The sequence below is a fragment of the Citrobacter sp. Cpo091 genome (genome assembly GCF_030332645.1).
Taxonomy (GTDB): domain Bacteria; phylum Pseudomonadota; class Gammaproteobacteria; order Enterobacterales; family Enterobacteriaceae; genus Citrobacter; species Citrobacter portucalensis.
The window spans coordinates 216,955-236,691 of record NZ_JAOWHL010000036.1; the positions used below are offsets into that span (position 1 = coordinate 216,955).

The 19,737-nt window shown below is 49.6% G+C and carries 31 protein-coding genes and 1 pseudogene; 7 read left to right on the plus strand and 25 right to left on the minus strand.

Annotated elements, in window-relative coordinates; all coding sequences use genetic code 11:
- Positions 1-81 precede the first annotated feature (81 nt).
- From OGY04_RS15000 to OGY04_RS15055, 12 genes are all read right to left on the minus strand, one after another.
- Positions 82-729 (minus strand): phage virion morphogenesis protein, encoded by a 648-nt coding sequence (locus tag OGY04_RS15000; RefSeq protein ID WP_286585480.1) that lies wholly within the window; start codon positions 727-729, stop codon positions 82-84.
- On the minus strand, positions 704-1,141 hold the full coding sequence (locus OGY04_RS15005) for a phage tail protein (RefSeq protein ID WP_286585481.1): 438 nt from the start codon (positions 1,139-1,141) through the stop codon (positions 704-706). The genes OGY04_RS15000 and OGY04_RS15005 overlap by 26 nt, the downstream gene beginning before the upstream one ends.
- Positions 1,104-1,349, minus strand: a complete 246-nt coding sequence (gene lysC / locus OGY04_RS15010) for an Rz1-like lysis system protein LysC (protein ID WP_353655331.1) — start codon at positions 1,347-1,349, stop codon at positions 1,104-1,106. The genes OGY04_RS15005 and lysC overlap by 38 nt, the downstream gene beginning before the upstream one ends.
- Positions 1,231-1,665, minus strand: a complete 435-nt coding sequence (gene lysB, locus OGY04_RS15015) for an Rz-like lysis system protein LysB (RefSeq protein WP_286585482.1) — start codon at positions 1,663-1,665, stop codon at positions 1,231-1,233. The genes lysC and lysB overlap by 119 nt, the downstream gene beginning before the upstream one ends.
- The gene (locus tag OGY04_RS15020; RefSeq protein ID WP_286585484.1) at positions 1,644-2,060 is read right to left on the minus strand and encodes a DNZ54_00345 family protein; all 417 of its coding nucleotides are present in this window, start codon (positions 2,058-2,060) and stop codon (positions 1,644-1,646) included. The genes lysB and OGY04_RS15020 overlap by 22 nt, the downstream gene beginning before the upstream one ends.
- Positions 2,057-2,572 carry a lysozyme gene (locus OGY04_RS15025; protein WP_286585485.1) on the minus strand — a complete coding sequence of 172 codons (516 nt, stop codon included), beginning with the start codon at positions 2,570-2,572 and terminating at the stop codon, positions 2,057-2,059. Before OGY04_RS15025 ends, OGY04_RS15020 begins: the two co-directional genes overlap by 4 nt.
- On the minus strand, positions 2,553-2,768 hold the full coding sequence (locus tag OGY04_RS15030) for an HP1 family phage holin (protein ID WP_192474725.1): 216 nt from the start codon (positions 2,766-2,768) through the stop codon (positions 2,553-2,555). Before OGY04_RS15030 ends, OGY04_RS15025 begins: the two co-directional genes overlap by 20 nt.
- Positions 2,769-2,770: 2 nt before the next feature.
- Positions 2,771-2,974: a tail protein X gene (locus OGY04_RS15035; protein WP_192474724.1), complete on the minus strand. Its 204-nt coding sequence runs from the start codon at positions 2,972-2,974 to the stop codon at positions 2,771-2,773.
- Positions 2,974-3,441: a head completion/stabilization protein gene (locus OGY04_RS15040; RefSeq protein ID WP_286585538.1), complete on the minus strand. Its 468-nt coding sequence runs from the start codon at positions 3,439-3,441 to the stop codon at positions 2,974-2,976. The genes OGY04_RS15035 and OGY04_RS15040 overlap by 1 nt, the downstream gene beginning before the upstream one ends.
- A gap of 100 nt (positions 3,442-3,541) precedes the next feature.
- Positions 3,542-4,198 carry a phage terminase small subunit gene (locus OGY04_RS15045; RefSeq protein ID WP_286585489.1) on the minus strand — a complete coding sequence of 219 codons (657 nt, stop codon included), beginning with the start codon at positions 4,196-4,198 and terminating at the stop codon, positions 3,542-3,544.
- On the minus strand, positions 4,198-5,238 hold the full coding sequence (locus OGY04_RS15050) for a phage major capsid protein, P2 family (RefSeq protein ID WP_286585491.1): 1,041 nt from the start codon (positions 5,236-5,238) through the stop codon (positions 4,198-4,200). The genes OGY04_RS15045 and OGY04_RS15050 overlap by 1 nt, the downstream gene beginning before the upstream one ends.
- A gap of 16 nt (positions 5,239-5,254) precedes the next feature.
- On the minus strand, positions 5,255-6,097 hold the full coding sequence (locus OGY04_RS15055; RefSeq protein WP_286585492.1) for a GPO family capsid scaffolding protein: 843 nt from the start codon (positions 6,095-6,097) through the stop codon (positions 5,255-5,257).
- A gap of 136 nt (positions 6,098-6,233) precedes the next feature.
- Here OGY04_RS15055 and OGY04_RS15060 point away from each other — a divergent pair, with 136 nt between their 5' ends.
- Positions 6,234-8,000 (plus strand): terminase ATPase subunit family protein, encoded by a 1,767-nt coding sequence (locus OGY04_RS15060; RefSeq protein ID WP_286585493.1) that lies wholly within the window; start codon positions 6,234-6,236, stop codon positions 7,998-8,000.
- Positions 8,000-9,067 (plus strand): phage portal protein, encoded by a 1,068-nt coding sequence (locus OGY04_RS15065; protein ID WP_192474719.1) that lies wholly within the window; start codon positions 8,000-8,002, stop codon positions 9,065-9,067. The genes OGY04_RS15060 and OGY04_RS15065 overlap by 1 nt, the downstream gene beginning before the upstream one ends.
- Before the next feature lie 348 nt (positions 9,068-9,415).
- On the opposite strand, the gene OGY04_RS15070 is transcribed toward OGY04_RS15065, so the two are convergent.
- The 13 genes and pseudogenes from OGY04_RS15070 to OGY04_RS15130 form a co-directional block, all read right to left on the minus strand.
- Complete coding sequence (locus tag OGY04_RS15070; RefSeq protein WP_286585494.1) at positions 9,416-9,622, minus strand: hypothetical protein; 207 nt, start codon at positions 9,620-9,622, stop codon at positions 9,416-9,418.
- A gap of 563 nt (positions 9,623-10,185) precedes the next feature.
- On the minus strand, positions 10,186-10,524 hold the full coding sequence (locus OGY04_RS15075; protein ID WP_286585496.1) for a hypothetical protein: 339 nt from the start codon (positions 10,522-10,524) through the stop codon (positions 10,186-10,188).
- On the minus strand, positions 10,517-10,798 hold the full coding sequence (locus OGY04_RS15080; RefSeq protein ID WP_286585498.1) for an ASCH domain-containing protein: 282 nt from the start codon (positions 10,796-10,798) through the stop codon (positions 10,517-10,519). Before OGY04_RS15080 ends, OGY04_RS15075 begins: the two co-directional genes overlap by 8 nt.
- Positions 10,791-11,204: a hypothetical protein gene (locus OGY04_RS15085; protein WP_286585501.1), complete on the minus strand. Its 414-nt coding sequence runs from the start codon at positions 11,202-11,204 to the stop codon at positions 10,791-10,793. Before OGY04_RS15085 ends, OGY04_RS15080 begins: the two co-directional genes overlap by 8 nt.
- Positions 11,205-11,522: a hypothetical protein gene (locus OGY04_RS15090; protein WP_286585503.1), complete on the minus strand. Its 318-nt coding sequence runs from the start codon at positions 11,520-11,522 to the stop codon at positions 11,205-11,207. It lies immediately after the preceding gene.
- A gap of 26 nt (positions 11,523-11,548) precedes the next feature.
- Positions 11,549-13,822: a replication endonuclease gene (locus tag OGY04_RS15095; RefSeq protein ID WP_286585504.1), complete on the minus strand. Its 2,274-nt coding sequence runs from the start codon at positions 13,820-13,822 to the stop codon at positions 11,549-11,551.
- A 68-nt stretch (positions 13,823-13,890) separates the two neighbouring features.
- A pseudogene (locus OGY04_RS15100) lies at positions 13,891-14,673 on the minus strand (DNA adenine methylase); the annotation flags it as partial.
- The gene (locus tag OGY04_RS15105) at positions 14,670-14,897 is read right to left on the minus strand and encodes a TraR/DksA family transcriptional regulator (protein WP_286585514.1); all 228 of its coding nucleotides are present in this window, start codon (positions 14,895-14,897) and stop codon (positions 14,670-14,672) included. The gene OGY04_RS15105 and the pseudogene OGY04_RS15100, both read right to left, overlap by 4 nt.
- Entirely contained in the window at positions 14,897-15,130 is a 234-nt protein-coding gene (locus OGY04_RS15110; protein WP_286585516.1) for a DUF2732 family protein, read from the minus strand. The genes OGY04_RS15105 and OGY04_RS15110 overlap by 1 nt, the downstream gene beginning before the upstream one ends.
- A 69-nt stretch (positions 15,131-15,199) precedes the next feature.
- Positions 15,200-15,400, minus strand: a complete 201-nt coding sequence (locus OGY04_RS15115) for a hypothetical protein (RefSeq protein ID WP_286585518.1) — start codon at positions 15,398-15,400, stop codon at positions 15,200-15,202.
- Positions 15,387-15,608, minus strand: coding sequence for a phage filamentation protein Fil family protein (locus OGY04_RS15120; RefSeq protein WP_286585520.1), 222 nt, complete (start codon positions 15,606-15,608; stop codon positions 15,387-15,389). Before OGY04_RS15120 ends, OGY04_RS15115 begins: the two co-directional genes overlap by 14 nt.
- Before the next feature lie 7 nt (positions 15,609-15,615).
- A complete protein-coding gene (locus OGY04_RS15125) occupies positions 15,616-16,125 on the minus strand; it encodes a phage regulatory CII family protein (protein WP_286585522.1) in 510 nt (169 codons plus the stop codon).
- A 35-nt stretch (positions 16,126-16,160) separates the two neighbouring features.
- Entirely contained in the window at positions 16,161-16,385 is a 225-nt protein-coding gene (locus OGY04_RS15130) for a QIAIP family phage-derived DNA-binding protein (protein WP_267457705.1), read from the minus strand.
- A gap of 131 nt (positions 16,386-16,516) precedes the next feature.
- Here OGY04_RS15130 and OGY04_RS15135 point away from each other — a divergent pair, with 131 nt between their 5' ends.
- The 5 genes from OGY04_RS15135 to OGY04_RS15155 are packed head-to-tail and all read left to right on the plus strand — an operon-like array spanning position 16,517 to position 19,587.
- Entirely contained in the window at positions 16,517-17,401 is an 885-nt protein-coding gene (locus OGY04_RS15135) for a phage repressor protein CI (protein ID WP_267457706.1), read from the plus strand.
- Between the two features lie 12 nt (positions 17,402-17,413).
- Entirely contained in the window at positions 17,414-17,950 is a 537-nt protein-coding gene (locus OGY04_RS15140) for a hypothetical protein (RefSeq protein WP_286585524.1), read from the plus strand.
- A 15-nt stretch (positions 17,951-17,965) separates the two neighbouring features.
- Entirely contained in the window at positions 17,966-18,349 is a 384-nt protein-coding gene (locus OGY04_RS15145; RefSeq protein WP_286585526.1) for a hypothetical protein, read from the plus strand.
- A 16-nt stretch (positions 18,350-18,365) separates the two neighbouring features.
- The gene (locus OGY04_RS15150) at positions 18,366-18,554 is read left to right on the plus strand and encodes a YdcA family protein (protein WP_502872418.1); all 189 of its coding nucleotides are present in this window, start codon (positions 18,366-18,368) and stop codon (positions 18,552-18,554) included.
- A complete protein-coding gene (locus tag OGY04_RS15155; RefSeq protein WP_502872417.1) occupies positions 18,496-19,587 on the plus strand; it encodes a site-specific integrase in 1,092 nt (363 codons plus the stop codon). Before OGY04_RS15150 ends, OGY04_RS15155 begins: the two co-directional genes overlap by 59 nt.
- Positions 19,588-19,737 lie beyond the last annotated feature (150 nt).

The window sequence follows — 19,737 nt, forward strand, 5'->3', positions numbered from 1 at the left end:
CATTCCTGCTGACGAGATTTTTTCTTTATATTAGTGTGATTTTTAAACACCATCCTCTTTTAATTGAGAATGGTGTTTAAATCATTCCCTAGTTAACCAAGAAATAACTTGATATTCAATATGTTGCATGTCTGCTTGGGTAAATCCAAGTAGCTGACGTGATGGATACTGCACTTCCACATTTGGACGTATGCGATCCTTCAGTCCGTACTGGTGAACCTGCGCGATACGCTGTACCTGTGGGGTAAAGTAAACAGCGGCTCCGTCAGCAGTTGACTGCGCCAGCAGGTAACGACCCGACGCCAGTTTTTTAAACATCCTCGTCTGTCGCGTTATGGTCTTTGTCCTGATACGCGCTGTTTTCATCTCAATAAACCGGTCAATATCGCGTTTATAGAATGAGCGTACAGCGCTGCGTTCGATATCATAGCCGGTGATCATGTCTCCCCGGCGTCCCTTTCGAGACTGCCAGTTTTTAAGATTGCGCACTTCTCCACGCCAGAGAAAGCGCATACCCTGCTGGACAGTGATAAATCTGGCTTTACGCCTGGTAAATGCGGTTCCGTCCGGGTTTTTCTGTGCCTCAATGCGTTTTATCTGCGTACGGCGCAGGTCGCGGGCAATTTCACGGGCAAGCTGCCGACGACTACGACCGGTCAGCTTCTCCAGCAGGGCTACCAGTGCGCGGTCAACATTCAGTGCATCATTTTGCTGTGAGCCAGTAATCATCGCGCCACTCCGGGGTTTCTGGTTCAGGAACGGCACAGACCACCATGTTTTCACCGGATGGCGATACCAGGATGCGTTCCGTCAGTTTCAGGTCGATACTCAGATCGCAGGTGCCGTTATTGAGGATCACCGCTTCAAACGAAATGCTGCTGTTTCGCAGTTCGGGATTGGCCATGACCTCCGGCTGATGTTCACGCATCCATGCAAGAACCGTTGCCATCAGCAGGTTCTGATCACCGGCAAAGTCAGTCACCATCACATTCAGGGTGTAACGATATTCCCAGGATAATGACGGTGCCAGCGTACTGACCAGACTTCCGTCATCGACAAAAATATGCAGATTGTCTGGGTTCTCGCGGAGATGGCTTATCGCTTCAGTCAGCGTTCGGCGCAGTGATTCTGGCTTTTTCATGCTGTTGCTCCTGACAGTCCACAATCATATCGACACGTGCGGCACACTGCGCCCAGGCATTACCGGCTACATCCACTTCAGCCCGTAAATCACCGTTTGTTTCCGGCTGACTTGCTGGCAGCGTGCAGCGGGTTATCGCCGGACAGGTAAGCGTGATAACCCGCAGCGCCGGTGATGGCGGGGCGCTGTTGCAGCCGGATAACATCATCAGGGAGGCGAGTATCAGCCCAGCGTTTAACTTCAGGATTTTCATTGATAAGCTCCTTTATTTTCTGGTCTCGACTGGCGACTGCCGCAGTCAGCTCCGCATTGCGCTGTTGCAGCCTGAGTTGCAGGCTGTCATTGGCGCGCGCCATCAGGTCAACGGCCAGTAGCTGGCCTGTCTTGTCTGAGAGCTGCTGGTTAAGTGTCCCAATGTCCCGATCCTGCTGGGAAATAACGGTATTGCGTTTATGCAACTGCCAGCCAAGAACAGCTGAAAGCGCAATGACAGCTATCATTGCTACACTGAGGATTCGCGACATAGTGGATTACCTGTCAGCAACAGAAATACCGAACGCAGGAAACGAAAACTCAGCATTGCTGCCAGATAACACAACGAGGTCGATAATTGCCCGGCATTGAGTAAGCATGCAGTTATTAGCGCTGTCACTACCACGAAGCGCAACTGGTTGCGCAATCTGACCTTAACATCAAGACCAAAAGCCTTTCGGGCAATATCCGAAAAGCCTGTTTTCCCGGCGTGTTTCCACAGAATCTGACAGGCAAAACCAACACAAACCAATGTCGCGCAGACACCGACGCCAAACCATGCCCAGATGGCAACAACTGTCGTGGCGAAACTATGCGGGTACATAAACCCCAGTGAAATCATCACCAGTAACGAAATATCAAAAATCCACTTAAACCATTTTTTCATTTTTCTGCCCCTTTTAAACACCAGTCCCGTTCCCGCATACGGCGGTTCTCAAGTCCCGTGCTCCTGACACCATTGACATAAATCCAGCGAGGTAGCTGATCACATGCTTGCCACCACTGCTGACGGTTAACAAATGCCACCATCGTTGAACGGCATATCGCTCCCGTTCCAACGTTAAAACTCAGACTGACAAGCGCATCCCAGACATTCTGTGGTGGCCTGACAGACAGGCAGGCATCAAGCCTTTTTTCTACCAGCAACACATCGCTGATCAGATTGTCAGCAGCCTGCCGTTCGGTTATGGATTTTCCAGGCTTCACCCCGGCTGTATGGCCAATTCCGCTGGTCCAGACCCCGGCACTGCATTTGTATGGTTCAAGCCGACACCCTTCAAAATCGGCAATGAGTGCCAGCCCCTCTGGTGACGTTCGCAATAGCTGGTAATCCGGCATCAGTGCAGCCAGAGCCAGCACTACGCCGACAATGCAGCGTTTAACGGTTTGCGCGTTCATAGACCTCCTGGCTGATTTGCCCTTTTGCCAGTAGCTGGAAGGTTTTGCGGCGGTAATACGTACTCACCGCAAACATCCCCACCCCGAGGGCCATACCCACTGCGGCCGCCGCATCCTGAATGGACCATCCACCCAGCCAGGCAAGAAATACCGCTATCCAGTACACAATGAAGGCCGTGACTTTTTCGATTGTCATGGTCAGTCCCAAAGCTGTACGGTCTGGGCGATGGCTGCCGGTGCAACGTCCGGCAGCTCAATCTCCATACCGTGGGGTAAAACAGGGCCAATATCTGCCAGCCCCGGATTTGCAGCCAGTACGCGTTCGGTCAATCCCTGAGTACGGCCATAATGCCGCCAGCAAAGGGCATCGACCGTGTCATACTGCTGCGCCCGTACTTTCATCAGATAAGCTCCACCGTCATACGTGGTTTATCCTGCAACCGGCTGAGTGACCAGTTAACATCCCTCCACAAATCGTCCACAGTGGTAACCAGTTCATCCGCTTTTTTGTTACCACTGCCTGTGGCATCAAAATCACGGTAACGCTCGGTCAGCGTGGCTTTTGTCCAGCACCAGACCGCGCGACGGTATAACTGCAGGCGCTGGCTTTCTCCGTCGATTTCATCAGCAGGAACTTCAGCGAGCGAGGCATAACCCGCTGACACCTGCCGCAGCCTGAAGTCATGTAACTCGGCATTCACTTCCGCAATAGCGGTGAGTACCGCCTGCCTCAGTCGTGCCGGAGTCACCGTGCCGTCAGTGCGCATTTCTGCCCGAAACTCAGTAATGTCGAGGTCTGGCCAGAACGGGGTATTGGTGATGATGTCTTTCCCGCTGTCCGGTGCCTGCTCTGGTGTAACAAATTTCATCGCTTGCATGGCTCCCCCTTATAGTTGGGCGGTGGACGGGGTTTTGATGCGGCTACAGCCTGTCGCCACCCCGTGCCGCCCCGCGCGGGTGCACGTCCTGTCAGCCATTGCTGGCGTTACGCAACTGACGGGTCAGCTGCTCAATGTCTTTTTTCACACCACACCGATTGTCCAGCTCCAGCGCCCGGTTCAGGTGGTTCATGGCTGCCACGGCCTGATCGTTATCACGCAGCGCATATCCCAAAGCCTTATGCAGTCGCGCTCGTGACTGATCTGGCATGTCGTGAGCATCAACCAGATCCAGCGCCTGCGTCAGCAAAGCCGCACTGAAAGGTTGCTTTGCCACGAACGCCCGCTGTGCGGCATCAGCAAACTCTTCTGCAATCGCGGTGGCGGTGGTGCGGTTGTAACGTGCTGGCAGTACCCACCCGTATTTCAGGGCATGGCGACCAATATCCAGCGCGCCGGTGTAGTCACCGGCATCAATACGCCAGATCAGGATGTGCATGACCACATCGTCCTGGCCTGAACCGTCACCCGTCAGAATCCCGGTCACCCAGGGTTCATATTTCGGGAGAATTTCGCGTTTAAGCTCAGCTTTTCTTTCAGTGGACTGCACCCCTTTCAGGCGGCGCAAATCCTCCGACAGTTGCAACAGCATCTGGTTATAACCGCTAAGAGGCTGCTGATGACTGCCCTTTCGGGCAGTCAGTTCAGCTTCAACCCGCAGGCGGTGTGCACGTGCGGGAGAAGTCATTACGTTGTGCTCCAGTCGGTTTTAACCTTGATATTTTCGATCAGCGCCACACCGCGGTAATCCTCGATCACATACGCCTCATTGACCGATTCGAAGTTCTCAATACGGTCTCGTTTCGGGTTGTCGATCACTGCACGGCGGCGGGTACCTTCCTGCCAGTAGATTGACAAGTTATCCAGGCGGGTGATTAACAGTGTGCCAGTCGGGAAGAATGGCGCACGGATTACCTGGAGGCCGCCCATACGTTTCTGGCTGATAATCAGATCGGCGGCCAGCGCCTCGGTATTAGCCTGCTGCTGATTGACAATCGGGAAATACTTGTCGGCCAGCATGTCACGGCCACAGACCACAACCAGCCCGTCATCGTCCTGATAAACCTCATCAACCAGTTCGTTGACACCGTCCATCACCAGCGCGTCGAGGTTCTCGTAATCCCCTTTTTTGCCGATGTGGATCTCATTGCGCTGAGTACCCGCATTGGTCACGCTGTCCATAACATGTGCAGCAGCATTGACGCGAATGTTCTCCAGCCAGCCAGTGTTCACATCCTGAAGCTTCGGGTTGGTGGTGCGGTTTGAGGTGGCGGCGCGGCTGGTACCGTTAAAACCGATCATCAGGCGGTCCAGAGCCTGACGTTTCACGATGGCATCACGAATACGAACCTGGAAGTCCTGGAACTTCGCCCACATGTCGAGCTTTGTGTATGGCAGCGCGGTGTCGAAGTTGGTTTGCGTACATTTATACGCTACGCCAGTAAGGTCTGTCGGATCGGTCGGGGTGCGGTCTTTACTGGTCGTATCGGTGGTACCTGCGATAGTCGTACCGACACCCAGCCCCAGCGGCTGCCCGTCCTGTTCAGCCACAGGCACCACGTTGACCATGGTCAGAAATGCAGATGACTGCTGAATCAAATCCTCCAGCGTCTGGGCAACTGATGGAGTAGCGGTGAAACGGGATGTCACATCATCGATAGCGACGTCGTTCAGTTTTGCCACCTGCGTCAGATAGGCATTGTATTTAAAGCGGGTCTCTTTTTTCATTTGTGCAGATGCTCCATCAGCAGTTGGTAAGTTCGCTTGCGCCCGGCTTACCACCAGTCGCAAACTTACGGCGTTCAGGGTTATTGTCCTGGGTGGACAATTCCTGGCGCAGGGTAGCCAGTTCGTCCTGGGTGGCAGACAGTTGCTCTCCCAGTTTCTTTACCTGGGTAGCGAATCCGGTGATCGTTTTTTCCTGTTCCCCAACCTTCGTGAACAGGTTCTGATGCTCTTCTGCAACCAGGCCAACAGCCTTATGCACATCACCAAAACGGGCATCATCAGAAGTTTGTTTCCCTGCAAAGAGTTCTTTAATGACCGAGAACAGCGACGGTTTTGGGTCGGCGGCATCTTCGAATTCAATCAGGGTTTCTTCTGCGGCAGAAAAGAGGTTTCCGGCATCCAGTTTGCGGGAGGCCAACGGGTTACGGCTTGCGCCAGCGCTGAACTGCAGGATTTCGGTACCGAGGCTTGCGGGGTCATCGGTGACGGCCAGACCAACCAGATAGGCTTCGCCGGTATCAGCAAACTCCGGGTTAACTTCCATTGAGGTGAAAAGCTTCTGCATTTTCGCCGTCATGGCCACAAGGTCATCAGTCGGGGTGATCGTGGCATATAACGCCATTTTCCCGGCCAGTGCGCCTTCGGTGATTTCTTCGGCTTCCAGCTTTTCCACGATGCCATAACGCCGGAACGGGCTGTCAGCGGTGTAACCTTTGATGTGCTCCATGTTAATGGTGGCGGTATACGTGGCGGGGTCATAATTCGCGGCCATCTGGGTTAACCAGTTGCGCTCAATCTTGCGCCCGTCAGTGGTGGCACCTTCAACACCAATACGGAAACGCTTTGCTTTCTTTGCCATTGTTCAGGCTCCGGTTTGTCGTCAGAGCCTTTATGTTTGCGGTCGCCGCAGTCTGAGACAACGCACTGCCATTGTGCCAGTGCTGGCACAACAGGGGGAGGCAGAAAGGGAGCGCGGCGGGCCGTAGTCTGACGGCATGACAACGACACCTGTAAACCCGGACCTCGACCCCCGCCGTCAGGCTATGTTCCTGTACTTTCAGGGGTTACGCATTGCCCGCATTGCTGAAATGCTGGGAGAGAAGCCTGCAACCGTACACAGCTGGAAGAAGCGAGACAAGTGGAGCAGTTACGGACCACTGGATCAAATGCAGCTCACCACGGCGGCACGGTACTGTCAGCTCGTAATGAAATCCGCAAAGGAAGGGCGAGACTATAAAGAGATCGACCTGCTGGCGCGCCAGGCTGAGCGGCATGCCCGCATCGGGAAATATAACAACGGTGGCAACGAAGCTGACCTCAATCCGAACGTGGCCAATCGCAACAGCGGCACCCGCAAGCCCCCTGAAAAGAACGTTTTCAGTGATGAGCAAATAGAAAAGCTGCAGGAGATTTTTCACGATTCTCTGTTTGATTATCAGCGCACCTGGTGGGACGCGGGTAATAAACACCGTATTCGCAACGTGCTCAAGTCCCGTCAGATCGGTGCAACATTCTACTTTGCCCGCGAAGCACTACTGGATGCGCTGACCACCGGCCGCAACCAGATTTTTTTGTCTGCCAGTAAAGCCCAGGCGCATGTCTTCAAAACATACATACTGGAGTTTGCGCGCGAAGTTGGGGTGGAGCTGAAAGGCGACCCGATGACGCTGAGCAACGGTGCCAGCCTGTATTTTCTCGGTACCAACGCCCGTACTGCACAGAGCTATCACGGCAATCTGTATCTGGATGAATACTTCTGGATACCCAAGTTCCTTGAACTGCGAAAAGTGGCATCAGGGATGGCTTTGCATAAAAAATGGCGCCAGACCTATTTTTCCACTCCGTCCAGCCTGACTCACAGTGCATATCCGTTCTGGTCAGGTGCGCTCTATAACCGTGGGCGCGCCAAATCAGACCGTGTTGATATCGACCTGACTCATACACATTTAGCTCGTGGCATTCTGTGCCCGGATGGGCAGTACCGCCAGATTGTTACTGTGGAGGATGCGGTCAACGGTGGCTGTAATCTGTTTGACCTCGACCAGCTGCGCCTCGAATACAGCCCGGATGAATACCAGAACCTGCTGATGTGTGACTTTATCGACGATCTGGCGTCGATATTTCCGCTGGCTGATTTGCAGGCATGCATGGTGGACAGCTGGGAAGTGTGGGACGACTTTGAACCGCTGATGGTTCGCCCGTTTGGCTGGCGTCCTGTATGGATTGGTTATGACCCGGCCAAGGGGACGCAAAATGGCGACAGTGCCGGATGCGTGGTGATCGCCCCTCCGATTGTTCCCGGTGGCAAGTTCCGCATTCTTGAACGTCATCAGTGGCGCGGTCTGGACTTTCGTGCACAGGCTGCAGCCATTGAGAACCTGACCAAACAATACAACGTGACCTATATCGGGATTGACTCGACCGGCGTTGGCCATGGTGTATATGAAAGTGTGAAAGGCTTTTTCCCAGCAGCGCGTGAATTTGTGTACAACCCGAATGTGAAAAACGCCCTGGTGCTGAAAGCCTACGACATTATCAGTCACCGCCGTCTGGAGTTTGATGCAGGTCACACCGATATTGCCCAGTCATTTATGGCCATTCGCAGATCCACCACCGCCAGTGGTAACCGCCCGACCTATGAAGCCAGCCGTAGTGAGGAAGCCAGTCACGCCGACCTGGCATGGGCAACCATGCACGCATTATTCAACGAACCGCTGGAAGGAATTACCGCCAGTAATACCAATATCGTGGAGATTTTTTGATGGGCAAGCGTAAAAACAGCAAGCCAGCACAGCTGCGCACTCAACCGGAACAGACACGCGCTGAGGCTTTTTCATTTGGCGATCCGGTGCCGGTGCTGGACCGTCGCGAGATGCTCGACTATCTGGAATGTGCGCAGATGGATCGCTGGTATGAACCGCCAATCAGCTTTGAAGGTCTGGCGCGTACATTCCGTGCCGCCGTGCATCACAGCTCTGCGTTGTTCGTAAAACGTAATATTCTGGCGTCTACATTCATTCCCCATAAGCTGCTGAGCCAGCAGGCATTCAGCCGTTTTGCTCTGGACTTTCTGGTATTTGGCAATGCCTATCTTGAGCGCCGCACCAACCGTCTTGGACAGACGCTGTCACTTGAACCGACACTGGCCAAATTTACACGCCGCGGTATCGACTTTAATACCTACTGGTTTGTGCAGTATGGCTTTGGTACCGAACCCTATCAGTTTGAAACCGGTAAGGTATTCCACCTGATGGAGCCTGATCTCAATCAGGAAGTATATGGCCTTCCTGAGTACCTCAGCTCTATTCCCTCCACGTTGCTGAATGAGTCGGCCACGCTGTTTCGGCGGAAATATTATCTCAATGGCTCACATGCCGGATTCATTATGTATATGAGCGACCCGGCGCAGAATCAGTCTGATGTCGATAACATTCGCGAAGCGCTGCGCCAGTCAAAGGGACCCGGCAACTTTCGCAACCTGTTCATGTATTCGCCGAACGGGAAAAAGGATGGTATCCAAATCATCCCACTGTCAGAGGTAGCGGCTAAAGATGAGTTCCTTAATATCAAGAACGTATCGCGCGATGACATGCTGGCTGCCCACCGCGTGCCACCGCAGATGATGGGCATCATTCCACAGAACGCTGGCGGGTTTGGTGATGTTGGTAAAGCGAGCGTCGTGTTTGTGCGTAACGAACTGACCACACTGCAACTGCGAATGGCAGAACTGAACGAATGGTTGGGTGAGGATGTGATCCGGTTTAGTCCCTATAGCTTGGATGCTCTGATGGGTGACAATCCCATCGTGATTAATATGCCCACAGCGTAAGCATTTCACCCTGTTCTCACCGCCCACTGGGCGGTTTTTTTATGCCTACACTCATCAGCGCTCCTCAGCGCAACGCTGTGCGCCTCACCCAAACCCTGACCATTCTCTCATCCTGCACACCGACACCACGACAGCGAAGCGCAGCGGCAGCCTGCCACCGCCTTTTTGCCCCTCCGGCAGGGCTAAAACAGCGCGCGCGCAATCGTAGCCCCGCCACGCCTGCCCGCTTCATGTAATAGTTTTCATGCATGTGCCTGATATAAGCAAAAGCCCGCCATTACTGGCGGGCTACTGGTAAAACGATCCTCAAACGATCATGCGCATTCATGCAGCATAGACATGCACTGGTCATGGACCGTCAATAGGTGAGGGGATACTGGCCTGTTGGTGTTGGGACTCTGACATTTTTTCCTGCATAAGAAAGTTATTGGCGATGTAAATGATGGATTCCAGCGCTAACGTATTTTCATCCTGGACCTTGCTCACCATAACCGCATTCTCGGCTACCGACCTGACACAGGCCATAATCTTTTGCGCACTATCACCTTCAGACACATAACCCCCTCTATGCTTTGCTATCAACAATATCAATCAACCGACAGGCGAACGGCCCCACATAAAGCCAATTTACCAAATTGCTCAAAAAACCTAATAGGTTTGCCGGAAGAAAGTTAGAACTAATTTGGGCAGTTCATAAATTTTACTTCAAAGCACTGTATAAATAAACAGTAATATTCATTTGAAACAAGTATGCACAAAAACGCGATAGTTAATCAAGGGCATTTATCTCACTGATATTGAATAATTTTTCTCTTTACCAATGTGTAAAAAACGATCGTTATATTTAACACCTCACATGTGGCAAAAGTGACGAAGTTAACTATTTGATTCAGGCTTCTTTCACAGTCAGATAATCAAAATTGACGACACGCAATGTCAATTATGCATGCCTGGATGTGAAGCAAAAGGGGTGACAGGTTGGAATAATGTTGATTGCCTCCGTTTACTAATTAATCGCTTTAATAGATCGATGGTATGAAATTGATCGTTAAAAACGATCATGCAATGACAAAAAAGCCCCCTAAGGGTCTTATTGGATACATTACTTTCGTGACATGTCACAGTAATAACTTCGTCAGATGCCAGCCATTCGTTACCCAGCATTGTGAATCACCCTGCATGCAGCAATTATCAACAGGCAGAGTATCGCCGCATTTCCCGCACTGGTTGGCGCTGATTGATTTGATACGACCACGAACGCGCGCATCATCCTGGCGAATGAGCATCGCAATGTATTCAGCCATTTCATACGGCGCACGACCAGGGCGACGGGCGGCGCAGTTCCGCGCCAGCATCTCCAGTTCCTGCTCGTCCATCACCAGTTCAATCTTGCGTTCGCCAGCGGCAGACTGACGGGCACGTTGAGCTGCTTTACGCTCCGCTGCGGATTTAGCCATTGATATTCACCTTGATAGCGAACACTTTCACAGGCTCGGTACCGAAGTGAGGGTGTGTAATTACCTTGATTTCATACCCGTCATACGGGATATCAATCCGGCGACTGGCGTCATCTTTTCGCGGGTATCCTCTGGTGATGATCAGTCTGTCATAGTCCTTGCCGTGGATGCGGCGACCCCAGTATGGATTCACCAGTCGATACTCTTCGACTTTCTCTCCACGCTTCATCTGGTCGAAGTATTCACCGTTAACTGCCAGTTGCAGGTTAGCCACGCTTCACCTCCCGCGGCGGTGCTGATGCGAGAATGGCGGCGCGGCAGGCGTTATGACCTTGCGCAAAGCTTTTTTGATAAAGATTCATGTCGTCAGAAATAGCCATTTCATCAGGCATTAATGGCGCTGGCTGGGCAGAGTAGAGCGGAATATCCTTCCCAAATCCATGAGGACTCTTCCACATCCAGATATCATTATCGGCAGACCGCAATTCTTCTGCGTCGGTATATCCAACAGGCTCAGAACTATCAGCCTTGCGGGACGCCTGTAATGCTTCACATAACGCTAAAATTGTTGATGCCGCTGAGGTTTCATCTACCGTTGCACCGCCGTCATTGAGTACGCTGTTAGCGTCATCAATCCATACTTCAAGCTGTCTGTCTGTGATTTGGTTGTTAGTTGTCATTTACCAGTCCCCGCCCTGAACGGTCAACTTTGCCGCCGATAGTGCCATTAATTCATTATTTGGTGCAGCACCGCGCCCGCTATGTGACTCCCCCAACAATAGCGCGAACCCATCGCCGCCAGTTGTGTAATACCTTGCATCCGGGTAACTCTCTCGTACTTCTTCAAGAAGTTTTGCAAGTGCAGCTTCCAGACGGTGAAAGCGGCGATATGCCGTAGGAACCTTGTCAGAAAGCAAGTCATAGGCATCTTCGTTACCTTCGGCGATGCGTTCTTTTACTTCTTCTGTGTTCATTCTGTTATTGGTATTGGTTGTCATGGGTTAGTCCTCAGCCTGTTGTGCTTTCATTTGTCTATTCCTTTGTAACGATATGAAGTCCCCAGCCGTTCAAGCCAGGTATTGATGGTTGTCATGTTGGATTTAGGGGCCTTGCCCCGGATTCGATAGAGAGTGCCGTCACTGGTGGATTCGTAGAACACGCCATCTAGTGCGATTTTTTGGCCAGAAAGAAGCAGGCCTATTTCCGTTTCCCCAATATCCCAGCCAATTGACTGAGCAAAATCGCGGATTTTTTCTGCCGGTTGTCCATGTTGATAGCGCCGTTCTGTGGAAAATGCACGTTCTTTACGGCTCCGTTCTGAAGCTGAAACCTCATCAGATAAACGTCTGGCGATGAGTTTCTTCTCTTTACGGCTCAGAGAGCTGAGATCAAGGCTTTCAATATTGAGTTCTGCCGTTTTTTCCACCGTTCGCGGCTCCCGCGTACAGTTATTGACAGAACTCCGAGGGGCGGCTGCGCCGCCTGAAAAATCAACGTCAAAACCAGATGAGTCATTGTTTTGCCGTTTCGGGACAATTTTGTATTTTGTGGTGCGGGTGTAGATCTGCGAACCGGCACCTACAACAGGAGAGTAAAGGCCGGATATTTTTGAAACATCATCACCATAAATGTTGCCGTTTTCGGTAACTTCATAGCAAAGACGTACTCGGAGCTTGTCTCGGGAAACCAGCGGACCGCCCTGGGCATTTACATATAGATCCCATGCACTACCATCAGCTGCCTGTCGCACAGGTTCAATCTCAGGGTGCAATACCAACTCACGGTTACCCAGGCGGCGGAGTTCACGCCATACTGTTACCGGCGCACCACCGATCTGCTGGAACTGGCGAATAGACCAGCGTGATGACCATGCGCTAACGCGGCGAGCCATCTCTTTCAGTGGCTTCCCGGTTTCGTCATCCAGTTCATCATCAAGCTGGAAACCATCAATGTTCTTTGAGATGTATTTCGCGATATAACCGGTGGCGCTGCCTTTTTCCTTATCTATTGGCTTCATTTCAAAGCGATTTTCTTCCGCACCTGGCTCGTTTCCATCCTCCTGCATGGCATACCCCCGGAATATAGAGGTAGCCATTTCAATGTTCTCTGGCAGCATAAACAGCAGCAAATGCCAGTGCGGGGTTTCATCATGGTGAGGCTCTGCAACGCGGAAGCCAAACACCCGAATTCCGTGACGTAACCACGCAGCACGTGTACGCGCCCAGACTTTGCAGAGATATTTTTGAGTATCGCGTGGTGACACTCCTGAATATTTATTATTGCGACGACCGTCGTACTGCATGGAATGGAACTTCGATGGTGCGGTCAGGGTGAAAAAGGCACCTGCGAGGTTTTTCTCATTCGCAATATCTTCAAATCCTCGCATTCTGGCCATAAGCTCGCGGCGACGGTTTGCTGGATTGGCAACACTTCCGGCCACTTTGTCGATTAGCGATATGCGCTCGCCAGTGTCTTCATCCTCCAGTTCATACGCTTTCAGAAACTCGCGGTTAGCTTTCTTCTGCGCCGTCCATTCCTGAAGGCAGGGATCACTGCAATATGCAGCGGCTTTTTTATGGACATAACCAGCAGCAATCATCAGATGCTCACGCCAGCGCGCATGTATGCGGCGAAGGCGATTTAGCCACCATTGAGGCGACTGCAGACGAGCGACTGCATTTAATGCCTCTTCGCCTTCCAGTTCTTCCTTGCAATAGGCTGACCAGCATGGAATCGGAGTATTGAGATGGGACGCCAGAAACCCTATGCGGCCATAGCCGGATAGGGCAGAAAAGTGCGGATCTGAGGTTCGTTTTAACTGAAAATCACACTCGCGCATAAACTCGCTGCAAAGAACATCAGCAAGACTATGTGCCAGTCGTTTTAGCTCCCGCTTTCCTGACCACAATAAACGCCAGAATTGGTCTCGCAATGGCATCAAGACCGCAGGGAAATTACCCCTCGGCAGGTACTGTTCGTTAACCTGATCGATGCGGCTCAATACATAACGTTCAAAGGTATTAAGCAGCCAGGCATCAGCTGCTTTTTTACCTTTACGGTCTACTTGCTCCAGCTTCTGTGCATATGTACGTCGTACGAAATGGGGCAGAGCAGCCAGACGGCGGCGAACCGCCCGGCAACGGTCCTGCTTTTCGTCTGTTTCTGCCAGTTCGGCAATCGTAAGGAATTTGCGATTGCCTTCTGGCGTGAGATACATAATTCCGCGTGGTGTATCAGTGTACTCATAACCACTAATTGCAGGCCGCGGCGCATTCCAGGTATAAGCTAAATCACTCATGCTTTGACCGCTGCTATAGTGCCAGTGCCAAAATCAAAAGAGATCGGTACAGGCTGTGGGTGGTACCGAGACACTGCAATGATTTCTTTAGCAGTTTTACTATCTCCAGATGCGACACCAATGCTGCGTTTCGCCATAAGAGAATGAATTGCAAAGTTCCGGTATAAAGAACGAGCCAGTGATGTATCACTGTTAGACACAACTACCCCGTGACCATCGAAAGCCAACTGATCCAGAATACTGGCCAGCCGATACTGTTCGTCTTTAGAAAATCCATCAGTGTGGTATTTGGTAAAAGTACCGTCATAAGGCGGGTCGCAGTAGACCACATCACCGGCTTTAGCCATCGCCAGCGTTTCTTCGTAACTGGCACAGATAAAAGTGGCGCGCTGTGCCTTCTCTGCAAATGCGCGGATCTCGCTCTCAGGGAAGTACGGTTCTTTATAGTGCCCATAAGGGACATTGAACATTCCCTGTGAGTTGTAACGGCACATACCGCGGTATCCGAAGCGGTTCAGATACAGGAAGTAAACCGCTCGCCAGAGATTATTCATTTCTGTTGACGAGTTAAAATCCTGGCGGGCTATGTAATAGGCAGTTTCATCATTTGAAGAAACAAAAAAATCCTGCGCAAATTTAACAAAAGTATCGCAATCATCTTTCACCTGGCGATACAGATTAATCAGATCGGGATTGATATCTGCAATCAGATAAGCCGGGTAATCAGTTGCCATCATGACTGCGCAAGAACCCGCGAAAGGTTCAATCAAACGCAGACCAGCAGGGAGGCGCTTAATCAGCTTTGGCATAATGGCTGTTTTGTTGCCAGCCCATTTCAGCATGGTGCTCAAATGACACCCCCTGTGTAATGCTTACCCTTCAGTTCATCAATTTCTTTGCACGTAACGCACAGATCACAGCCCGGTACCGCTATGCGGCGTGCTTCTGGGATAGCTGCGCCACAGCTTTCACAGTGGAATGAAGAAACCGCAGCGTTGTGGCTGCGGGCGTTGTGAATGTTTCGCTGGAGAGTTTCCTCAACACGCTGCTGTACGAGGTCCATTGAGTCAGCCATCAGTGGATCTCCTGCGCTTCGTTGGTGATGATTACGGCCTCAAGGCGAAGAAGCTCTGCCGCTTCCTTTCCGTTCAGCCCACCTTTGGTGATGAACACAGCCAGTTTTTCCAAACGAGCAGCCATAACATCAGCACGGCCACGGCGTTCTTCCAGTCTTGCGTCGGTCAGCAACTGGTTAATTCCTGCATCATCAAAACCAGTTTTTGTTTTACGAACTTCAATATTGCGCATAGTGCTTTCTCCTGAATTTGGGCAAAACGATGCCCGGCGGGTTTACGCCAGTTAATTTCTGTTTATTAATTAGCTATAGCCGAAGACGCGGGGTGCTTTACTTTTGAGCTGGGAAATCATTTCGTCCTGCAGGTTCTGGCGGAACTCTTTGCAGCACTCCCAGTTAGGATCAACGCGGAAAATCTCACCTGCACGAGTTTTGATTTCGAAACCATCTTCCATATTGGGGATGACCGCCCCAAGAATAATTCTCAGTTCATCGCGCGACATGTTTCACTCCTTTCAAAATAAAACGAGCAATACGAATAATTAAATGAGCTGACTTATTAGCCTTTTTTGATTTCAGTCCATTTAATAATTCAGACTGATTGTGGCTTGGATGCCAGCGTTTACCCTCAGTGCAAATCCAACCATGGCCGTACTGCATGCCTGGGCTTTCTTTAACAAGCAGTGATGCAAAAGATGGTGCGTTGTCCATGGTCACCTCAGAGCAGACCGAAAGAAGCACCGAGACCAGTTACGGTATCGACAGCGCTTGTCATTGCCGGATGAGACTGAAGACGTGCATGTAATGAAACGGCTGTCAGCGCCAAACAGCGAGTAGCTGAATTAATGCTTTCGATTGCCAGGCGGCGACCTGCTGCTGTTCCGGTTTCCCCACTAATGGCAGCACCAGCGACTTTCCCCAGGTCAGCAGTTGCGCCCATGACGTAATGCGGAATTTTCTCTTTTGCCACTTCATTCAGTGGGACGCACGGCAGGCAATGAAGCTGTGCCAGCAGACCATCAACAATGGTCGGATCTTCGGTGATGTCAGTCAGTGAACAGATTTCTAACGCAGTCAGCTGATGGGGCTGATCCGGGTTGAGCTTATTACGCAAGGTCTGCACATTCATTCCGAGCTGGGTGGCAAGCTGCGTCATGTTGTGCTTTGCTGCGAACGTGCGGCATGCCTCTTCAAAGCATGGATGTTTGGAAACTTGATAATCAAACATTGTCTGCCCCCTGTTAACTTACATAATTAAGTTGATTAAGCAGCAATGTATTTGCAGTTGAGACCCTGCTGAAGCAGGCGGCCACGAAAAGCGACCATATTAATACGAGCGGCACCACCTTGTTTTTTGCGTGGAACAAGAAGCAGATCGCCGTCTTTAACCATGGCCTTCACTGTGCTCAGGCTATAGCCATACATTTCGGCAAAGTCTTCATAGCTCATCACATCTACACCTGATGGGATTGCAATTTGAGTGGTCATGTTGGATTATCTCCGGTTATCAGTTTATTTAGTGCATTGACGTTCATTGACGTGCATTTGTTTTGATTTTGAGAATATATACAACCCAATTGGGTTATGCAAGCGTCTCAAATGCAAATTTAGAGGTATGTGTGGGCGAAAAAACTTCACAAGCAAAAGATGTTTTAGAAAGAATCCTTAGTTCTTATGGGTTTAACTCGCGTCAGCAGTATTCAGAAGTCGTCGGTGTGCCACTTGGAACGATAGGCAATTGGATTAGTAGAGGCAGCATACCTGGCGACTATGTCATTAGGTGCGTTCTCGATACAGGAGAGGACCTGAGCTGGCTCCTGACTGGGGAACTTAAAAAATCAAGTTCAAAGGTGGTTGACCCGACCTTACCCAAAGGAAGAGAACTTTATGAAAAGATAATGAGTAACGGTGGTAAGCCGGTTGTAACCCGCATGCTAAGTGCTTATGGATTTTCCATGCAGAAAGAACTTGGCGACCTATTGGGCATTTCCTCGGGGACGATGTCAGCATGGGTTAGGCGAGAGTATTTTCCTGGCGATGTCGTTGTTTCCTGCGCTCTCGAAACCGGAGCGTCTCTTCGATGGCTTGCAACTGGCGAGGGAGATAAATATGCGCTAGACATAGACCATCCATACCCTATAAGTAATGATGAATTTGAAATTATTAAAATAAAGAAAAAGAGATTAATGGACGGGCTACTTGTAGATAGTGGGCATACATTAATAGATAAGGATACTTTTGGTTTTATTAACTCAGAAGATATATGCATTATTGATAATTATGCTACCTATTATGTCGATTTTACGAATACCACTTTGAGTGATGGAATCCGATTAATAGATATAGATGGTTATAAGTCATTTTACTCAGTGATTAGAAAGCCTGGTAATAAACTAATTCTACGCAGCAGCAGCAATCCGAGCATACCTGACATTGAATGTGACGCTAGTTCTGTTGAAAGTGTTGGGGCAATAAAACACACATTACTCCATCATGTGCGATAAAAGGAATTTAGTATGCGACATTTGATTTTAATAGCATTGGCAACGGCTTCATTCTCAGCAATTGCAGAACCCGAGCAATTCAAGTCCGTTGCTCAGTTGATGGACTCTTATCAGGACTTCAGAGACTATAAAGATTATCCCGGATTCAAGGTGCTAAGTGAGAAACCATTACATATTCAGGTTTCCCCTGCCGTTCTTGAAAACAGTAGCGCGGAACAAATTAAAACAGATATACAAAAAGCCTCAGTTTATGCAGTTTACAGATCCCTCTATCAAACCCCAGCTACCAGCATCAAGGTTACTGTAATACCCTTATCAATAAACTTGGATACTCACGAAATGAAGTATCTCAAATCCGAAATAATTGATTTTACAACTACGAAAAAGCAAGCCGTCAGTCTCGCCAAAAAATATGGAAATATTACTAATGAAGAAGATGTAATTACAGCATCTGGAGATTGGACTCTAAAATTCCAAAATTGCTGCTATTTAGAATCTGGTAAACCAGGGGTAGCGGTTTTCTCTAAAGAATTAACTAATCAAAAGTAATTATAAGGAATTACAATGAAAGCATTTGGTGTATTATTCTCGATTCTGGTTTTTAGCAGCTTTGCTCATGCACAAAAAGTTCCTAATGCCATAGTTGAAAGCCTTACAGGTCTTCGCATAGAAAAAATAGATTTAAACGAAAAGGCGCTTAAGGTTGTTTATTTAGACGAAAAAATAAGCGATTTAATGGCTATTAGCGCTGCTCATTCCATATGTGGCACACGGTATTTAACCCCTAAAGGTTTTAATGATGACGCAATCGAAGTCGTCAAGGTTTACAATCATTGGGAAATGCAAGGGTATGAATTTAAATTAAATGGTAAGGCCTGCGATGAACTTGGAAAACTTGCCAGTGATGACTATAACGATGCAATTAGAAAAATAATGACCCCCCTATAAGGTGAGTGATTTTATGATGATTTTATCAAACGCAAAGAAATTTATACTAGCCGCGATTGGCGTCATGTTTATAGTTTCACCATTAGCTCAAGCTAAAAATTACCCTTGCTCAAAATCAAAAGGCGGGGTCTCTCATTGTACAGCAGATGGCAAGTTTGTTTGCAACGACGGTAGCGTTAGTCGCTCTAAGAAAAAGTGCTCTTAAAAATATGGCTATAAAGAAATTATCTTCTGGCGAATGGTTATGCGATTTCCGTGTAGATGGCGCGGAAAGCCGCCGTATTCGTAAAAAATTCGACACGAAGGGAGAGGCTTTAGCATATGAACAGCATTACAGAGATGAAGCGCAGAACAAGCCATGGTTGGGTGAGAAGGAAGACCGCAGACGTTTGAGTGAATTGATTAAGTTGTGGCATGACTTGCATGGCCAGTCACTTACGGCGAGTAAGTCTCGCTTGGCCAAATTGCATATTGTCTGTCGCGGGCTTGGCGACCCTATAGCATCCCAGCTAACAGCAAAGGATTTTGCGCATTACAGGGATCGTCGACTGAAGGGGGAGATTGATAACGGATATCATGCAAACCCGGAGAAATGGATCGCCAAACCAATTACGGTAAACCGAGAGCAACAATACCTTGATGCAGTTTTCAACGAGCTGAAGCGACTCGGAGAATGGAAACTTCCTAATCCATTAGAAAGCGTCAGGGTGTTTAAAGAGGCTGAAAAAGAAATGTCGTGGCTTACCGAGCCACAGATTAACGAGCTGCTAAAGGCGTGTGAATCTTATGGCAAAACTTACCTGACAAGGATTGTTAAAGTTTGCCTGACCACTGGAGCAAGATGGAGCGAAGCCGAACGTTTAACACGTTCGCAATTATCACCTAATAAGCTCACCTTTACCAAAACGAAAGGCAAGAAGAATCGCACGGTACCGATCCCTCAATGGTTATATGACGAACTCTCACCTTTGCAAGGAAAGCTGTTTCACCCTTGCTATCAGGAGTTCAAAAAAATGCTGGCACTTACAAAAATTGAACTCGCTGAGGGGCAAAAGACTCACGTTCTCCGGCACACATTCGCCAGCCATTTTATGATGAACGGTGGAAACATTCTCGTTCTTCAACGAATCCTTGGTCATGCTAACATTCGTGAAACAATGCGTTATGCGCATTTTGCGCCGGACCATCTGGAAGAAGCCGTGACCCTGAATCCGCTGGCTAACTATATGTCCACATAATGTCCATATGGGATGTTCGCCATAGTCTTTGATTGAACTAATGATGCAATTAACTTACTGTAAAATATATAAAATGTATATTTATCAATATGGTTGAATAAAAGCGTCTTAACTAAGATTCGCGCAAGCGACATCCTGTTAGAAAAGGGC

What these genes read in the sequence shown, in the direction of transcription:
- OGY04_RS15000 (WP_286585480.1), bottom strand. Translation starts at nt 729, where the DNA reads ATGATTACTGGCTCACAGCAAAATGATGCACTGAATGTTGACCGCGCA.
- OGY04_RS15005 (WP_286585481.1), bottom strand. Translation starts at nt 1,141, where the DNA reads ATGAAAAAGCCAGAATCACTGCGCCGAACGCTGACTGAAGCGATAAGC.
- lysC (WP_353655331.1), bottom strand. Translation starts at nt 1,349, where the DNA reads ATGATGTTATCCGGCTGCAACAGCGCCCCGCCATCACCGGCGCTGCGG.
- lysB (WP_286585482.1), bottom strand. Translation starts at nt 1,665, where the DNA reads ATGTCGCGAATCCTCAGTGTAGCAATGATAGCTGTCATTGCGCTTTCA.
- OGY04_RS15020 (WP_286585484.1), bottom strand. Translation starts at nt 2,060, where the DNA reads ATGAAAAAATGGTTTAAGTGGATTTTTGATATTTCGTTACTGGTGATG.
- OGY04_RS15025 (WP_286585485.1), bottom strand. Translation starts at nt 2,572, where the DNA reads ATGAACGCGCAAACCGTTAAACGCTGCATTGTCGGCGTAGTGCTGGCT.
- OGY04_RS15030 (WP_192474725.1), bottom strand. Translation starts at nt 2,768, where the DNA reads ATGACAATCGAAAAAGTCACGGCCTTCATTGTGTACTGGATAGCGGTA.
- OGY04_RS15035 (WP_192474724.1), bottom strand. Translation starts at nt 2,974, where the DNA reads ATGAAAGTACGGGCGCAGCAGTATGACACGGTCGATGCCCTTTGCTGG.
- OGY04_RS15040 (WP_286585538.1), bottom strand. Translation starts at nt 3,441, where the DNA reads ATGAAATTTGTTACACCAGAGCAGGCACCGGACAGCGGGAAAGACATC.
- OGY04_RS15045 (WP_286585489.1), bottom strand. Translation starts at nt 4,198, where the DNA reads ATGACTTCTCCCGCACGTGCACACCGCCTGCGGGTTGAAGCTGAACTG.
- OGY04_RS15050 (WP_286585491.1), bottom strand. Translation starts at nt 5,238, where the DNA reads ATGAAAAAAGAGACCCGCTTTAAATACAATGCCTATCTGACGCAGGTG.
- OGY04_RS15055 (WP_286585492.1), bottom strand. Translation starts at nt 6,097, where the DNA reads ATGGCAAAGAAAGCAAAGCGTTTCCGTATTGGTGTTGAAGGTGCCACC.
- OGY04_RS15060 (WP_286585493.1), top strand. Translation starts at nt 6,234, where the DNA reads ATGACAACGACACCTGTAAACCCGGACCTCGACCCCCGCCGTCAGGCT.
- OGY04_RS15065 (WP_192474719.1), top strand. Translation starts at nt 8,000, where the DNA reads ATGGGCAAGCGTAAAAACAGCAAGCCAGCACAGCTGCGCACTCAACCG.
- OGY04_RS15075 (WP_286585496.1), bottom strand. Translation starts at nt 10,524, where the DNA reads ATGGCTAAATCCGCAGCGGAGCGTAAAGCAGCTCAACGTGCCCGTCAG.
- OGY04_RS15085 (WP_286585501.1), bottom strand. Translation starts at nt 11,204, where the DNA reads ATGACAACTAACAACCAAATCACAGACAGACAGCTTGAAGTATGGATT.
- OGY04_RS15090 (WP_286585503.1), bottom strand. Translation starts at nt 11,522, where the DNA reads ATGACAACCAATACCAATAACAGAATGAACACAGAAGAAGTAAAAGAA.
- OGY04_RS15095 (WP_286585504.1), bottom strand. Translation starts at nt 13,822, where the DNA reads ATGAGTGATTTAGCTTATACCTGGAATGCGCCGCGGCCTGCAATTAGT.
- OGY04_RS15105 (WP_286585514.1), bottom strand. Translation starts at nt 14,897, where the DNA reads ATGGCTGACTCAATGGACCTCGTACAGCAGCGTGTTGAGGAAACTCTC.
- OGY04_RS15110 (WP_286585516.1), bottom strand. Translation starts at nt 15,130, where the DNA reads ATGCGCAATATTGAAGTTCGTAAAACAAAAACTGGTTTTGATGATGCA.
- OGY04_RS15115 (WP_286585518.1), bottom strand. Translation starts at nt 15,400, where the DNA reads ATGTCGCGCGATGAACTGAGAATTATTCTTGGGGCGGTCATCCCCAAT.
- OGY04_RS15120 (WP_286585520.1), bottom strand. Translation starts at nt 15,608, where the DNA reads ATGGACAACGCACCATCTTTTGCATCACTGCTTGTTAAAGAAAGCCCA.
- OGY04_RS15125 (WP_286585522.1), bottom strand. Translation starts at nt 16,125, where the DNA reads ATGTTTGATTATCAAGTTTCCAAACATCCATGCTTTGAAGAGGCATGC.
- OGY04_RS15130 (WP_267457705.1), bottom strand. Translation starts at nt 16,385, where the DNA reads ATGACCACTCAAATTGCAATCCCATCAGGTGTAGATGTGATGAGCTAT.
- OGY04_RS15140 (WP_286585524.1), top strand. Translation starts at nt 17,414, where the DNA reads ATGCGACATTTGATTTTAATAGCATTGGCAACGGCTTCATTCTCAGCA.
- OGY04_RS15145 (WP_286585526.1), top strand. Translation starts at nt 17,966, where the DNA reads ATGAAAGCATTTGGTGTATTATTCTCGATTCTGGTTTTTAGCAGCTTT.
- OGY04_RS15150 (WP_502872418.1), top strand. Translation starts at nt 18,366, where the DNA reads ATGATTTTATCAAACGCAAAGAAATTTATACTAGCCGCGATTGGCGTC.
- OGY04_RS15155 (WP_502872417.1), top strand. Translation starts at nt 18,496, where the DNA reads ATGGCAAGTTTGTTTGCAACGACGGTAGCGTTAGTCGCTCTAAGAAAA.